General features: G+C 50.7%; 12 protein-coding genes. 9 read left to right on the plus strand and 3 right to left on the minus strand.

Annotated elements, in window-relative coordinates; all coding sequences use genetic code 11:
- The first annotated feature begins 4 nt into the window (after positions 1 to 4).
- The gene (murQ, locus tag I4W93_RS08440; RefSeq protein WP_205309787.1) at positions 5 to 934 is read left to right on the plus strand and encodes an N-acetylmuramic acid 6-phosphate etherase; all 930 of its coding nucleotides are present in this window, start codon (positions 5 to 7) and stop codon (positions 932 to 934) included.
- A gap of 2 nt (positions 935 to 936) precedes the next feature.
- Complete coding sequence (locus I4W93_RS08445; RefSeq protein WP_205309788.1) at positions 937 to 2142, plus strand: exo-beta-N-acetylmuramidase NamZ family protein; 1206 nt, start codon at positions 937 to 939, stop codon at positions 2140 to 2142.
- On the opposite strand, the gene I4W93_RS08450 is transcribed toward I4W93_RS08445, so the two are convergent.
- Positions 2143 to 2892: a substrate-binding periplasmic protein gene (locus tag I4W93_RS08450; RefSeq protein ID WP_205309789.1), complete on the minus strand. Its 750-nt coding sequence runs from the start codon at positions 2890 to 2892 to the stop codon at positions 2143 to 2145.
- A gap of 214 nt (positions 2893 to 3106) precedes the next feature.
- The gene (locus tag I4W93_RS08455) at positions 3107 to 3796 is read right to left on the minus strand and encodes a pirin family protein (protein ID WP_205309790.1); all 690 of its coding nucleotides are present in this window, start codon (positions 3794 to 3796) and stop codon (positions 3107 to 3109) included.
- A gap of 165 nt (positions 3797 to 3961) precedes the next feature.
- On the opposite strand from I4W93_RS08455, the gene I4W93_RS08460 reads away from it, so the two are divergent.
- Together I4W93_RS08460 and I4W93_RS08465 are read left to right on the plus strand one after the other, a co-directional pair.
- Complete coding sequence (locus I4W93_RS08460) at positions 3962 to 4507, plus strand: NADPH-dependent FMN reductase (protein ID WP_205309791.1); 546 nt, start codon at positions 3962 to 3964, stop codon at positions 4505 to 4507.
- 96 nt (positions 4508 to 4603) lie between these two features.
- A complete protein-coding gene (locus tag I4W93_RS08465; RefSeq protein ID WP_224673342.1) occupies positions 4604 to 5470 on the plus strand; it encodes an alpha/beta hydrolase in 867 nt (288 codons plus the stop codon).
- Positions 5471 to 5482: 12 nt separating this feature from the next.
- Here the strand turns inward: I4W93_RS08465 and I4W93_RS08470 are convergent, their stop codons facing one another.
- Complete coding sequence (locus I4W93_RS08470) at positions 5483 to 6907, minus strand: M14 family zinc carboxypeptidase (protein WP_205309793.1); 1425 nt, start codon at positions 6905 to 6907, stop codon at positions 5483 to 5485.
- A 217-nt stretch (positions 6908 to 7124) separates the two neighbouring features.
- On the opposite strand from I4W93_RS08470, the gene I4W93_RS08475 reads away from it, so the two are divergent.
- From I4W93_RS08475 to I4W93_RS08495, 5 genes are all read left to right on the plus strand, one after another.
- A complete protein-coding gene (locus tag I4W93_RS08475; protein ID WP_205309794.1) occupies positions 7125 to 8516 on the plus strand; it encodes a Na+/H+ antiporter NhaC family protein in 1392 nt (463 codons plus the stop codon).
- Positions 8517 to 8529: 13 nt separating this feature from the next.
- Entirely contained in the window at positions 8530 to 9204 is a 675-nt protein-coding gene (locus tag I4W93_RS08480; RefSeq protein ID WP_205309795.1) for a M15 family metallopeptidase, read from the plus strand.
- A 96-nt stretch (positions 9205 to 9300) separates the two neighbouring features.
- Positions 9301 to 10503, plus strand: a complete 1203-nt coding sequence (locus I4W93_RS08485) for a GGDEF domain-containing protein (protein WP_205309796.1) — start codon at positions 9301 to 9303, stop codon at positions 10501 to 10503.
- A gap of 148 nt (positions 10504 to 10651) precedes the next feature.
- Positions 10652 to 11269 carry a TetR family transcriptional regulator gene (locus I4W93_RS08490; protein WP_205309797.1) on the plus strand — a complete coding sequence of 206 codons (618 nt, stop codon included), beginning with the start codon at positions 10652 to 10654 and terminating at the stop codon, positions 11267 to 11269.
- A gap of 148 nt (positions 11270 to 11417) precedes the next feature.
- Positions 11418 to 14600, plus strand: coding sequence for a sensor histidine kinase (locus I4W93_RS08495; protein WP_205309798.1), 3183 nt, complete (start codon positions 11418 to 11420; stop codon positions 14598 to 14600).
- Positions 14601 to 14619: the final 19 nt, after the last annotated feature.

Below are 14619 nucleotides of genomic sequence, written 5' to 3' on the forward strand. Positions count from 1 at the left end.
CGCCATGACGAATGTGCAACAGGACGCCTTACTGCAACAACTCGACGCCATGAGTTCAGAAGCGCGTAACCCCGATAGCTGGGACATTGATATGCTGTCCAGCCTGGAAATCGTTCAGCGCATTAATGCTGAAGATCAAACCGTAGCACGCAGTGTTGCCAGCTGCCTGCCGCAGGTCGCGCAGGTTGCCGATCGCATTGTTGCAACCTTTGCCGCCGGTGGCAGGCTAATATATCTGGGCGCAGGCACCAGCGGCCGGCTGGGTATATTAGATGCCGTAGAATGCCCACCCACCTTTAGCGTGCCAGCCAGCCAGGTTGTGGCATTGATCGCTGGCGGCGAAGGTGCCGTTTATAAAGCGGTAGAAGGCGCCGAAGACAACCCACAGTTAGCTGTTGCCGACTTGCAGCACATTCAGCTCAGTGCCAATGATATGCTAATTGGCATCGCCGCCAGTGGCCGCACCCCTTATGTACTGGGTGGCCTGGCGTATGCCCGCAGCTTGGGCTGCTACACGGCGGCCATTAGCTGCAATGCCAACGCACCGGTACTAAGCGCTGCCGATACTGGTATTTGTGCCGTAGTCGGGCCAGAGATCGTCACCGGCTCCACCCGGATGAAAGCCGGTACTGCACAAAAGCTGATTTTAAATATGCTCACTACTACGGCGATGATCCGCAGCGGTAAGGTGTATCAAAACCTGATGGTAGACCTACATGCCAGTAATGAAAAGCTGGTTGCCCGTGCGGTGCGCATTGTAATGCAGGCAACAGATTGTGCGGCAGAAACCGCCCGTGAGGCGCTAACCGCTGCCGACATGAGTGCCAAGCTGGCCATTTTGCATCTTCTAAGTGGCCAGAGTATTGCCCACTGCCGCAACCAGCTAAGCCTACAGCAGGGCTTTATCCGCAATGCTCTGCAACAGGAGAAATAACCATGCAGCTCTTACTGCCAATATTGCTTGGCCTGTGCTTAGTTGGCTGCCAAACAGAAACCCGCCCTGACACAGCCGATCCGGCGTCAGCCCCGGCCGGGCAATCGGTAGCCACGATGCAAACCGGCGCAGCACAGTTAGCAGAATATTTACCGCAGCTGCAAGGCAAACGGGTGGGTTTGTTGGTTAACCAGACGTCACTGGTCGGTGAGCAGCATCTGGTCGATGTGTTGTTAGCCCACAACGTTAATGTGGTTAGTATTTTTGCCCCCGAACATGGCTTCCGTGGCGATCATGATGCCGGAGCCCAGGTAGACAGTGGCACAGACAGCAAAACTGGCTTGCCGTTGTGGTCGTTATATGGCGCCAACAAAAAGCCTAACGCCGCGCAAATGCAGCAACTGGATGTGGTGATATTCGATATTCAGGATGTCGGTGTGCGCTACTACACTTACATCAGCTCGATGCATTATCTGCTGCAAGCCGCTGCCGAGCAAAATGTCGCAGTGCTGGTGCTGGACCGGCCAAACCCCAACGGCGCCTATGTCGATGGCCCGCTGCTTGAGTTGGAATTTCAGTCTTTTGTGGGTATGCACCCCATCCCACTGCTGCACGGTATGACCGTGGCCGAGCTGGCGCAAATGATCAAAGGCGAGCATTGGATAAGTGACGCCGAGCAGTTAACCTTAAGCGTAGTGCCGGTAAGCCATTATCGCCGCGATATGCCCTATGTGCTGCCGGTAAAACCAAGCCCCAATTTACCCAATGCACAAGCGGTGGCATTGTACCCGTCACTCGGCTTCTTTGAGGCCACGCCAGTTAGTATTGGTCGCGGCACGGAGTTTCCTTTTCAGGCTATTGGTTACGATAAATTTAGCCTGGGCAGTTTTCAGTTTACGCCCGTTTCGACACCCGGCGCTGCCTTAACACCACCGCTAATGAATAAACCGTTGCTCGGCACCGATTTACGCCAGGTTAACGCGCATGGCCTTAATTTAAGCTACTTACTAAGCTGGCATGCGTTGTTTAAGCAGCAACAACAAGTGTTTTTCACTTCACCCGAATTTATGGATAAGCTGGCCGGCACTAACCAATTACGGCTGCAGATAGAGCAAGGCCTGACCGAAGCAGAAATTCGCAGCAGCTGGCAGCTTGATTTGCAACAGTTTATGCTGCAGCGCCAGCCTTATTTACTTTATGACCGTTGATTAGTGTGCGTAACGCTGTATTGCTTGGCTAATGGCGCCACTTTGTTGTTGCTGCAGAATAAACTCATTCAGTGCCGGTAGCAGTTCACGCCAGCGCGGATGCAGGCTTAAACGCAAGCTGGCGCGGGCCGCCGCCTGTGGCAAAGCATAAATGGTTAGCGGTTGTACCTGCTGTTGCATTAACCAGCGCACAATAATGTCATTCATATAGGCTAAATCGCAGCGTTGGTTCAGCAGCATCTTCAGCTGTGCTTCCTGGCTAGATGCATCAATACGAATAAAGCCTTGCTGGCTAAAATAGGGCTGCAGTTCCGGGTAAACATAATGCTCACGGGTGCAAATCTTCAACTCACGCACATCAGTTAAATCCAGTGTGGTGTCTTCAGCTTTCAGGCTAAATAAGTAATCGTCGTAACTGAGCACGGTAACCGAAAACAACAACGCATCAGGGTTTTCTACCCACGCTGGGCTGACAAACATAGCGTCAATTTCACCGTGATATAACGCCTGCTCGGCGCGCTGCGGATGATTAAACACATAACGACTGTCCAGACCTTGCTGACTAAAAAACGGGGCAAACACTTCAGGCAAAATGCCGGTTACCTGCTCAGACTGGCCGTTTAAATAAATAAACGGCGGCAACTGTGGGTAATGAATATTGAGTTTCTTGTCGCCCTCTGCCCCCAGCGCAGCAAAATGCAGCACTGCAGAAAACAGCAACATAGCACAGCCGCTAACGCCAAAGCTCATTGTTGGTCCTGCAGTAACATTAAACCCGGCTGCAATATTATTTCTCCTGACAAAGGCCTGCACACATTGACGACAGGCTTTAACCCTAGTCAATTGCTGCCAGTTTACCAGTATTGCTACGGATAATGGCAAAAACTAGCTTAGCATAGTTAAACACCCGCTAAACCAGTGCACAAAATGCCGATAATACTATTGCAGCCTGCTGCAGTAAGCCTCAAGGCAAATCGAAAATCAGCGCCTTTACTGCACGATTTGCCGTTAAACTTACCTCGCTTTGCTGGCTAATTTTAATGCCATCCCCAGCCCGCACAATATGCCCGGCTACGTTAAGCTCACCGTCGATAAGGTGAATATATATTTTTCGCTCTGGCGCCACGGCTAATGTTTGCCACGCTGAGTCTTGCAGCAACAGCTGATACAACAACGCATCCTGGCGCACAGTTAAACTGCCTTCACGCCCATCGGGTGACAAAATGAGTGTTAAGCCGTCTCGCTGGCCAAAATCTTTTTGCTGGTAGCCAGGTGCACCGTCCAGCTGGTTTGGCTGCAGCCAAATCTGCAAGAATTTTAACGCTGCCGTTTTACTGGCGTTAAACTCACTGTGGTAAATGCCCTTACCGGCACTCATCAGTTGAAACTCACCGGCTGGCAGCACTTCGGTATTACCGGCGGAGTCTTTATGGGCAATGTTGCCTTCCAGCACCAGGCTTAAAATTTCCATATTTTTATGGCCATGGGTATCAAAACCGGCGCCTGGTGCAACCCAGTCATCATTTATCACCCGCAGCGCCGAAAACCCCATCTGCGCCGGGTCGTAATAGCCGGCAAACGAGAAGCTATGCCGGCTTTGTAACCAGCCAAAATCGGCTTTGCCGCGTTGCTCTGCCTGACGAAGTTCAAACATGGTAATACTCCTGCTAGTAGTTAGTGTACAAAGCTTAGCGTGGCGTGATAATGGCTAAAAGCGGAATAAATTGGCCCAAAGGTTCAAATTTTTTGAATTAACGCATAATGCATCATGCTGAACTACACTATGCAGCAAACACCCTCACCATTTCAGGAGAACCTCATGACAATAAATGTATTGGCTATTTGTGGCAGTTTGCGCGCTAAATCAACTAATCGTGGTCTGGTGCACTATGCGCAGTCCCATGCGCCGCAGGGGATGAAAATTCATCTGGCCGAACTGCTTGATGTGCCCTTTTACAATGCCGATCTGGCAGAAAAGCCGCCGTCAGTGCAGCAATTGCTAAAGCAACTTGCTAGTGCGGATGCGCTGCTGCTGGCCTGTCCGGAATATAATTATTCACTGGCACCAGCGCTAAAAAATGCGCTTGATTGGGCCTCACGTGAACCCGACAATCACCTGCTAAGCGGTAAAGCAGTGGCGATTATGGGCGCCGGCGGCGGCATGGGTACCAGCCGAGCCCAGTATCACCTGCGTCAGGTGTGTGTGTATTTAAACTTACACCCGCTTAATCAGCCAGAGGTGTTTGCCAACGCTTTTAGCGGTGCCTTTGACACCGACGGCAACTTAACCGACGAACGTATTCAGGCTCTGGTGGTAAAACAATTGGCTGCGCTGCATAAATGGCAGCAACAGCTAAGTAAATAAACCAGGAAACATCGGCCGCAGATTATGAGAGTGTACTAGCCTATGAAACTGCTTTTCTTATTACTCCTGATACTCAGCTGCTCTGCATGGGCACAGTTGCCGCGCGTCGCGGCCGGCAGCATAGAACGGCTCGAACTATTTCCGTCTAACTTTGTGCCCGCACGCCACGTTGATATCTGGCTGCCAAATGGTTACGATCCAACACAACGTTACGCCGTACTTTACATGCATGACGGCCAGATGCTATTCGATGGCAGTAACAGCTGGAATCAGCAGGAGTGGCGGCTGGATGAGGTGGCGCAACAGCTTATAAATAGCGGCAACGTAAGGCCTTTTATTGTGGTAGCCGTGTTTAATGCTGGTAGCGCGCGCCACAGTGAATATTTTCCACAACAACCCTTTAACGCACTAAACGCTGCAACGCAGCAGCAGTTGTATCAAGTCCGCCGCTCGATTGAGCAGGCCTTATTCAGCCAGCCCGTGTATTCCGACAATTATCTGCGCTTTCTGGTGCAGGAACTTAAACCCTATATCGATAAGCACTATGCGGTGCATACCGACGCCGACAATACCTTTATTATGGGATCGAGTATGGGCGGCCTGATTTCCTGGTACGCACTAAGTGAATACCCCCTGGTATTTGGTGGTGCCGCTTGTCTGTCAACCCACTGGCCCGGCAGCTTTGCGCCAGAAGACAATCCGATACCTGCTGCATTTTTTAACTACCTGCGACAAAAGTTACCCGATCCCGACCGACACAAATTGTATTTCGACTTTGGCACCGAGACACTCGACGCCTGGTATCCACCCTTGCAAGCACAGGCCGATGCCATCATGGCCAGTAAAGGCTACGACAGCAGCAACTGGCAAACTTTGCGCTTTGACGGTGCCGGGCACAGTGAAAACGCCTGGGCAGAGCGCTTACACCTACCACTGACGTTTTTACTTGGTACCCAGCGTTAATTTACCTCAACCTCAAGTGCCAAGCGGATTTAACAGTTTGCCGCGGTTAAGATCGAGCAACTGGCCATTAAGTAATGCCAGTTGCACTCCTTGGTCATTCGCCAACAAAAAGGTGGCACTGCGGTTGCGTTGCGGTGCGTCGGCGCTTAGCCCTTGCGGGTTAAGCAACACTGGCAGTGCGGTGCTAATGGTTAGCAAGCTGCCATCGCCGGTAAAGTGGCTGTACCCCTGGCGCAGCAGCGCCAGATAGCCGGAGTCATCCAGTGTCAGCGGCTTGTCTAGCCGGTAAGCTTTGGCTGGCTGATAGCGCAAGCCACTGGCGTTAAACGCATGGTAACTACCATAAATAGATAAATCGCCAATATCACGGATCCGCGCTTGTTTGGCGCCCTCAATGTCTAAATCTAGCGCCAGATCCACCTGCGCGGCATTGCCATTGACACTAATCGCCAAGTTATTAATCAGTAAATCTTTAATACCGCCATCCCGGTTAAACGGTATTGCCTGATACGCACTTAGCGGCTGTTTGGCATAGGCGCCACTGGCAATGCTACTTAAGCTCATTGCTAACAACTGCGTGGTTAGCCGGCGCGCCACCTGGCGGTTGTCGTCTGACGGATGGCCGCCAGCTTCTATTAACACTGTACTAATCCCCATACCGGCGAAGGTGTCGCCAAACGAACGCCAGGAGAAGGTGTCATTATATTTCGCCAGATAACCGGGCAATTCGTTTGCCATGAGATCGCGCATATCACCAATCAATTGCATGGCTTTTTTACGCGCGTCGTCAATATCTTTAGCGTCGTTAAAAGCCGGTGCCAATAAAGATATTGTCGCTTGTTTGTTACTGTCACCAACGGCATAAAAGCGGTTTTGGTCGTGTAAATTCAAGCCAAAGTCGGGCTTAAATTCGCTGGCTGCCTGCATTAACAGCCGCCCTTCTGGCGTTTGTAGCGCCTTAGCATCGCGGTTTATGTCAATGCCCATGCTGTTAAAGCGCGCACCACTTGCGGCACCATCCGGGTTCAGCATAGGTATTAACCTTAGGCTAAGCCGATCCAGCCAGCTGTTGCGCCACGGCGCTTGTGACTCTGCCGCGATAATGTTCAGTAAATCCATTAACGCCGCGGTTGCAGTAGACTCATCACCGTGCATTTGCGACCAGGCCAACACTTTCACCGGCCCGGTACCAATATCAATTTGCCAAATTGGTGTCGCCAAAGCCGACTGTCCCAATTGACTAAAACGAAACAACGGGTTTTGCTTGTGCTGTGCCAGCACGGGTGCAATATCGCTATGCACCAATTGTGGTTTATCCAGCCCAGGTTGTTTGAACTCATTGTATTGCTGTACTGATAAACTGCTGAATGTCATTGCTGGTACCACCGTAGTAAAACTGAATAACGCGGCCAAAAGCCAGATTAATGTGCGCGGCATACTACACCTGTAACGTAACGTCTTGTGTGGCTAAGCATGGCGCAGTTTTGTTAACAAAAGCAAGTTATCTACTAACGGCCAAACCGATTGCAAGCCACATCCACCGCAAGCACTGTTTTTTCGCAAAAGCCACACCAAGGCTTGCGGGCTAACCGGACAACCGGTATAAATTATTCAGCATTAACGCAAAATAGAATAATAATTATAGGAGGCCATTTTGGCTGATTGGCTAACGCTGTTACCGGCTCTGGTGGCAATTATTGTGGTGCTGTGGCGTAAAGAAGTGATTTTAGCGCTGTTGTTATCACTGTGTACCGCTGAACTACTCATTTTCTGGCAAGCGGGCCAGGGCGCAGGCCCAATGTTACTGCTCGATGGCAGCATTCAAACTTTGGAGCGCATCGTTGCGGTAACCCAAGACGGTGATAACGCCCGCATTTTAATGTTCTCATTGTTAGTAGGTGGTTTGCTGGCTTATATGCGCGACTCTGGTGGTGTGTCGGCTACGGTTAAAATGTTGGTAGAAAAAGGCATCGCCAAAACGCCGCGCCAGGCCGGTTTACTCACCTTCTTTATCAGTTCAGTGACTTTTATTGAGTCTAACCTCAGTTCATTAACGGCCGGTATCAGCTCACGTGGCTTATTCGACAAATTTAAAATGAGCCGCGCCCGGCTGGCCTATATTATCGACAGTACCAGTGCACCTATCTGTATTATTATTCTGCTAAACGGCTGGGGCGCTTATATTCTAGGCCTGCTTAGCACCTACTCACTGGGCGATAACCCGGTAAGCGTATTAATTGGCACCATACCGCTGAACTTTTATGCCCTATTTACCCTAACAGTAGTGCTGTACACCATTATAACCGGCAAAGTGTATGGCCCAATGCGCAAGTCAGAGCAACAACTGCATACACTGGCCGCACATAGCGAAATAGACATCCCGCCCAGCCACCCGACATTTATGCTGGTACCGCTGCTAACATTGGTCGCATCTATGCTGGGCTTTATGCTACTCACCGGCAATGGCCGGCTGGTATCGGGTTCGGGCTCGCAGTCGGTACTATATGCCACCACATTGGCCTGTTTAGTGGCCTATTGCATGATGCTAATGAGTAAACGCTTTAAGCATCAACAATTGGTAGATATTGGCTTTAAAGGCATGAGCGAGTTATTGCCACTGGTTACTATAGTGTTGTTGTCGTTGGCACTGGGCAGCAGTTTAAAATTACTCGGCACCGGCAGCTTTATAGCTTCTATAGTTAATGACAGCCTGCCATTAACGCTGATCCCCGCATTGTTATTTTTGGCCGGCGCACTTATTTCATTTACTACCGGTACCAGTTGGGGCACTTTCGCTATTTTGATTCCCATCGGTATGCCCATGGTAGAATTACTAGGTTTACCGCCCTCGCTGGTATTGGCCGCCATTTTAAGCGGTGGGGTATTCGGCGATCATTGTTCACCCATATCAGACAGCACGGCCGTAAGTTCGGTGGCCTCAGGCTGTGATCTACTCGAACACGTAAAAACCCAGTTACCTTATGCGCTGTTTTGCGGCGCACTGGCGCTGCTGGCTTTTCTGGCCGCCGGCCTGATCATGATTTAACCCGGAGCTCACGATGCAAAGTATACTAGGTAGCCTGGCATTATTAACCGGCCTTGGCGTTAGTGCCAATGACATACCGGCAGACTTCAGTGATGTGGGCAGCCTGTTGCCCACAGTACAAATAAACATGGCCTACCTTGGCAGCGCTAACTTTGTAGGCGCCCAGGTAGATGGCTACGAGGCCAATAAATGCTATCTACAGCAAAATGCTGCCACCGCCTTGGCACAGGTGCAGCAAGCGGCAATGGCACAAGGCTATAGCCTGTGGATATTCGATTGCTATCGGCCGCAACGGGCAGTAAATCATTTTATGCGCTGGGCAGCAGATTTGGCCGACACCAGCACCAAAATGCAGTACTACCCTAATCTGGACAAAGACAAACTGGTGGGTGAATACATAGCAGAGCAGTCTGGCCACAGCCGCGGCAGCACTGTCGATTTAAGCCTGGCGCAGCAAGACGATACCGGCAACTGGCGACCGATTGATATGGGATCAGCCTTTGATATGTTCGACCCGATCTCTAACGTCGGTGCCAGCGGGCTTAGCCGGCAACAACAGGCAAACCGCCAACTGCTTGAAAGCTTAATGCTCAGTGCTGGCTTTAAAGTGTATAACATGGAGTGGTGGCATTTTACTCACCAACCACCGGTATACACCGACACATATTTTGACTTCGTCATAAGATAAAACTGATCTAACGCAACAACGCCGGCAAACCGACTTGTGTTGTCGGCAAAAGCCTGCTTAGCTTTTGCCAGTGGTGATAACATAAGTAGTGATCGAATGTCCGTAAGCTCCACTGAGCAGCAGTTATTAGTGTTTATTATGTTGTTAACTGGGGTATCAACCATAGCCTGGCTTATTTTGTCGCGGCTAATGCGCATTGCCCCTGTTGCCAGCCTACGTTTTTCTGCCGCCAATATGCTGCTGTTTGTTGGCGTGGCTATGTTATTTTTACGCCAGGTAGATAGCAGCCTGCTGTTTTGGCTGGGTGCCGACTTACTGGCATTATTGGCTTTTGTCGCATTAAAAGCCGGCTTTTTGGCGCTGTTTAAACACCCCTCTGCCATTAAAACAGACCTCGGCTTACTGTTGCTGTGGTCCATACTAGCGCTACAGGTGCCAGATAATGCCAAAGAGCATTGGCTCGGCCTGTTGTTTTCTGCGTTTGCTTTTATCAGCCTGGCATCGAGCACCACTATTTTGTATCAGGCTTCCGCTAACAGTTTTAAAAAACGCTATGCCGCGGCAGTAGCCGCCCCTTTAGCGGGTATCAGCCTGCTGTTTTTACTGCGTTTTTTAACCTCGCTATTTATTGAGCAGCAAGATACGCCAGTAGTACACCAGGGTAAATCTGAGCTGTACTGGGCCTATTTAGTGTTTGTATTGCTGGTCAATATCACCATTTTCAGCAGCACCTTAGTGCGCCTGGTAGCCAAAATACGCCATCTGGCAGACCGCGATCAGCTTACTGGCCTATACAATCGTTTTGCTCTTAACCGTAAACTGATGCAACTGCAGCATCTGCATATGCGCCATCAGCAGCCATATGCCATTTTGTTGTTCGATTTAGACCACTTTAAGCGCATCAATGACCGTTTCGGTCATTTAGCCGGCGACAAAGCCCTTAAGCACGCCGCTAATTTACTCAGCAGCAATATTCGCAGCGAAGATGTCCTTGGCCGTTTTGGTGGTGAGGAGTTTTTGCTGTTACTACCCATGACAGAGCGCCCAATGGCAGAGCAGGTGGCGGCTAAATTACTAGCAGTTTTACACCAACACCCGCTGCAGCTAAATGACAATACCCTACAGCTTACCAGCAGTATTGGTATCGCCGTTGCCGGGCTAGAAAACCCTGCAGCCAGCAGCGAAGTATTGCTACAACAAGCCGATCAGGCGTTATACCAAGCAAAAGACAACGGCCGGGACCAGATAAACACGTACACAGCACCCACTGATACAGGCTTAAAAACCACGATAAGCTAAGCGCAAAATTCGCTTTTGACTACTGTGGCCAGCACAGTGAACGTTGTGCTCATCTGGCCCGGCGCGTTTATTAGCAGCAGCCGAATCTAACAACTTGTGATAATATTTCAGCCAGATTAAGTAGATACCCGCAGTTAGAGGCAGCATTATGGCAAGACGCACCAAAGCCGAAGCAGAAAGCACCCGTGCCGCTATTTTAGATGCAGCTGAAGTGTTGTTTTATCAGCATGGCGTGTCTCGTACAACGCTGGAGAAAATTGCCACTGCCGCCCAGGTTACCCGTGGCGCCATTTACTGGCATTTTGACAACAAAGCCGCGCTGTTTAATGCCATGCTAGAACGGGTGCGTTTGCCATTTCAGCATTTGCTGGATGCTGTCGATAGCAACACCATGGCCGATCCTTTTTTGCAAATCCGCGATTTAATGGTCAATGGTTTAACCTTAATTGCCAGCAGTCAGCAGCATCATCGCGTACTCACTATTGTGTTTCATCGCTGCGAATATATTGACGAATTAAACCCGGCCGTAACCAAACAAGATGAGCTGGATGAACAAGCCGTGGCCGTAATGCAACGTGCCTTTGAACGTGCAGAAAAATCCGGTAGTTTGCGCAGTGGTGTGTCGCCAAGAATGGCGGCGATGTCACTGCATATGTATGTTGGCGGTATTATCAGCCATTATTTGTTAAAGCCGCAGCAATGTGACTTACAACAGTATGCCGGCAGCTTAATTGACACTATGTTGCAGGGCTTAAAGCAGCCTTAAGTGGCTATGCAGTGGCAGACATTTAAATATACTTACATTCTACTGCGACTTTTGTATTGTCGGCCTTGCTTTCATCCACGGCGTCTAACACACTGAAATACTGCTAATATATGTGGTGTTTAGCTTGCCAACCTTGCGGAGTGCCGATTTGAAATACCTATTGATGGTACCGTTTCAGTTAATCCTGTTCGCCAGCATAGTACTTATAAGCACCGCCACCGCCCATGCCAGCAATTGGCACAAACGACTTATCGACAATAACCTGCCCAATGTTGGCATTTACAGCATCACCCAGGATCAGCATGGCTATGTGTGGCTGGCATCGACCAATATTGGTTTAATGCAGTATGACGGCTATCAGTTTCAGCATCATCCACTGTTAAATCAAAGCCTGACCAAGCTAAAGTGGGTGCCGGATATTGATGCGCTGGCATTTGATCAATATAACAACCTCTGGACCGGCAGCTGGGGCCATGGTCTGGCGCGGGTTGATGCCGCAGACGGCGCTATTTCGTTGTTTAATGGCGCCCCCGCCGATACCCTGGCCAGCCCCTTTGTCCAAACACTCTTTCTGGATCGGCAGCAACGACTGTGGGTTGGTACCACTGCGGGCATTAATCGATATGCTGACGCCAGCGGCTTAATCCGCATCGACTCGGCGGACGATATTATGCCCAGCCGGCGTGTTTGGGCGTTTGCGCAAACGCCGGATAACAGCATCTGGATTGCCACCTCAGCTGGCCTGTACCGCTGGCAACAACATAGCGGTTTAGTTCGCGTTCCACTAACAGCAGAGCAGTCTCGGCCGGCCAACGTTATTCGTGCGCTGCATGTTATTGGTGATGAGCTATGGCTAGGCACTGACGACGGTTTGTATCTGTATCAACCCGCCACACAGCAGTTCAGCCACATCAGCTTGCCACAGCAACAACCGCTACCCACTATCAACACCTTGGCCAGCAGTGTTGAAGGCAATTTACTGATTGGTACCTTTAGCGGAATTTATGCGGTTAACCCTCAACAGCGCCGCTTTATCCGCCGTTTTCAACATAAACTGGTTGAGCTGGAGCATATTAACGTACGCAGCTTTTTCATTGATCAGAGCCAGGTTACCTGGGCGGGCACCCGTGAAAGCGGGCTGTTTTTTAGTACCCGTCAGCGCCGGGCCTTTCAAAATAGCAGCAATGCCGGTTTGTCAGAGCTGCAGCACGACCTGACCACGCCGGTACAGAGCCTGTTAGCTGAGCCGGAGCAGTTGTGGCTTGGCCAGCCCGGCAGCCTGATCCGCTACAGCCACGCCAGCCAACAGCGTCAGCACTTTAGTTTGCCTGGCAGAATTAACGTCATCCGCCGGGCGCCGGATGCAACGCTATGGGTCGGATCCGACAACGGTATTTTCCATCTCGCTGCCGGCCAAACAGACTTTCAGCGCTATACGCAGCCGTTCAACGTACTGCAATTACCGCAGCAAAATGTGCGTAATATCCACTTTACCGATGACAACAAGACCCTGATCAACCTCTGGTATAACGGCGTTATACTGCTGGATAATGCCAGCGGTGAGGTACAGCATTTTCTCGCCGATATTAACCGTAACATCATCGGCGATGCGATTCAGGCCGTTAGCGTTACGGCAGACGACATCTGGCTGGCCAGTCGCCTGAGCGGCATTTACCGCCTGAACCGGCAAACGCTGCAGATCACCGTACTGCACCAACAGTATGCGTCTGACTTGCTGACGCCCGACAACACTGGCCAACTAACTTGCCTTGGCACTGTGCCGGGCAATACGCTGGCGGTATGCACTGAACGCGGCCTACTATTGATTAACCTGGCAACGGCTGAGGTTACACTGCGTAGCGACGCCGAGCTGGATAGCGCCTCACTGATAGGCATTCATACCGATAAGCAAGACAATATCTGGCTGCAAAGTACCAGAGGCTTGTATGTGTTAAAACCAGATGGCAGCCTAACCCATTTTGATCAGATGGATGGCCTGATAAGTAATGAGCTGATGTTTGGCGCTGCCGCCGAAGATCAGCGCCAGCTGTATTTTGGCTCGGCCGCTGGGCTTGAGTTGGTCAATCCGGACATGCTGCTCGCGCCACTTCCGGCAATCCCACAGGCCATTACCAGAGTAAGCTTTGATCAGCAGCCAAACGCCGCCAAAGCCAGCTTGACACCATTGACGCAACTTAAGGTACCTGCAGGTGTTTCGCGTGTGGTTTTTCATTTTGCCAGCTTTGACTTTAACAACCCCAGCCGCAATAGCTACCGCTATAAACTGGACGGCTATGATACCGACTGGCAACAGCTACCAAATGGCAATAGTGCTAACTACACCAACCTGGCGCCGGGCCGTTACCGTTTACAAATGCAAGCCAGTAATAATCAGCGTCAATTCAACAGCAACATAACCACATTGGATGTTGAAGTACTGCCGCACTGGTGGCAACGGCGCAGTGTGCAGTTTGGCGCAGCCTTACTGGCTATTTTGCTGGTAAGTTACCTGGTAAAACGCCGGATAAATTTGGTGCAGCAAATCAATGTCCAACTTGAACAGGCGGTTACCCAGCGCACCGCCGAGCTGCAGCGCAGTCTGGCGCAGCAACAAGCCGCTTATGATGAACTGCAGCAGCTCGACTTACTCAAAGATCAGTTTATTTCCACAGTCAGCCACGAACTGCGTACACCGTTAACCTCAATCAGCGGCGCACTAAATTTAATCCGCTCTGGCACGTTATCGCCCGAGCATCAGCAGCAATTACTGCAAATCGCCGGCAGTAACAGCGAGCGCTTAACGCTATTAATTAACGATTTGCTCGACCTGGAAAAACTTGGTGCGCAGCAGATGGTATTTAACCTACAACCGCATAACCTCGACAAGATCGTGCAGCGCGCCGTAGCAGAAAACTCCACCTATGGCCAACAGCGCCAGGTCAGCTTGCAGTATCAGCCGGCCGATGCCTGCATGAATACTAGCGCTTTGGTAGACGAACACCGGCTGCTGCAAGTACTGGCTAATTTACTCTCTAATGCGGTTAAGTTTTCACCAGAGCAGGGTGTGGTTAGCATCACCCTGCAGCAACAAGACCAGCGTCTGTGTATTAGTATTAGTGATCAAGGACCGGGTATAGCACCGGCATTTCAGGCAAAAATATTTCAGCGCTTTGCCCAGCAAAATAGCGGCAATACCCGTGAGCAAGGTGGTACTGGCCTAGGGTTGGCGTTATCAAAACAATTGATGCAAGCCATGCACGGCGATATCTGGTTTAGCTCGCCACCCGGAGAAGGTGCCACATTTTATCTTAGCTTTGCTATTGCGGATTAAAAAAACCGGCACTGTGCGT

Source organism: Rheinheimera maricola (assembly GCF_016918075.2).
GTDB classification, from domain to species: Bacteria; Pseudomonadota; Gammaproteobacteria; order Enterobacterales; family Alteromonadaceae; genus Alishewanella; species Alishewanella maricola_A.

Excerpts from the sequence above, each read along its gene's own strand:
- murQ (WP_205309787.1), top strand. The coding sequence starts at position 5 with ATGACGAATGTGCAACAGGACGCCTTACTGCAACAACTCGACGCCATG.
- I4W93_RS08445 (WP_205309788.1), top strand. The coding sequence starts at position 937 with ATGCAGCTCTTACTGCCAATATTGCTTGGCCTGTGCTTAGTTGGCTGC.
- I4W93_RS08450 (WP_205309789.1), bottom strand. The coding sequence starts at position 2,892 with ATGAGCTTTGGCGTTAGCGGCTGTGCTATGTTGCTGTTTTCTGCAGTG.
- I4W93_RS08455 (WP_205309790.1), bottom strand. The coding sequence starts at position 3,796 with ATGTTTGAACTTCGTCAGGCAGAGCAACGCGGCAAAGCCGATTTTGGC.
- I4W93_RS08460 (WP_205309791.1), top strand. The coding sequence starts at position 3,962 with ATGACAATAAATGTATTGGCTATTTGTGGCAGTTTGCGCGCTAAATCA.
- I4W93_RS08470 (WP_205309793.1), bottom strand. The coding sequence starts at position 6,907 with ATGCCGCGCACATTAATCTGGCTTTTGGCCGCGTTATTCAGTTTTACT.
- I4W93_RS08480 (WP_205309795.1), top strand. The coding sequence starts at position 8,530 with ATGCAAAGTATACTAGGTAGCCTGGCATTATTAACCGGCCTTGGCGTT.
- I4W93_RS08485 (WP_205309796.1), top strand. The coding sequence starts at position 9,301 with ATGTCCGTAAGCTCCACTGAGCAGCAGTTATTAGTGTTTATTATGTTG.
- I4W93_RS08490 (WP_205309797.1), top strand. The coding sequence starts at position 10,652 with ATGGCAAGACGCACCAAAGCCGAAGCAGAAAGCACCCGTGCCGCTATT.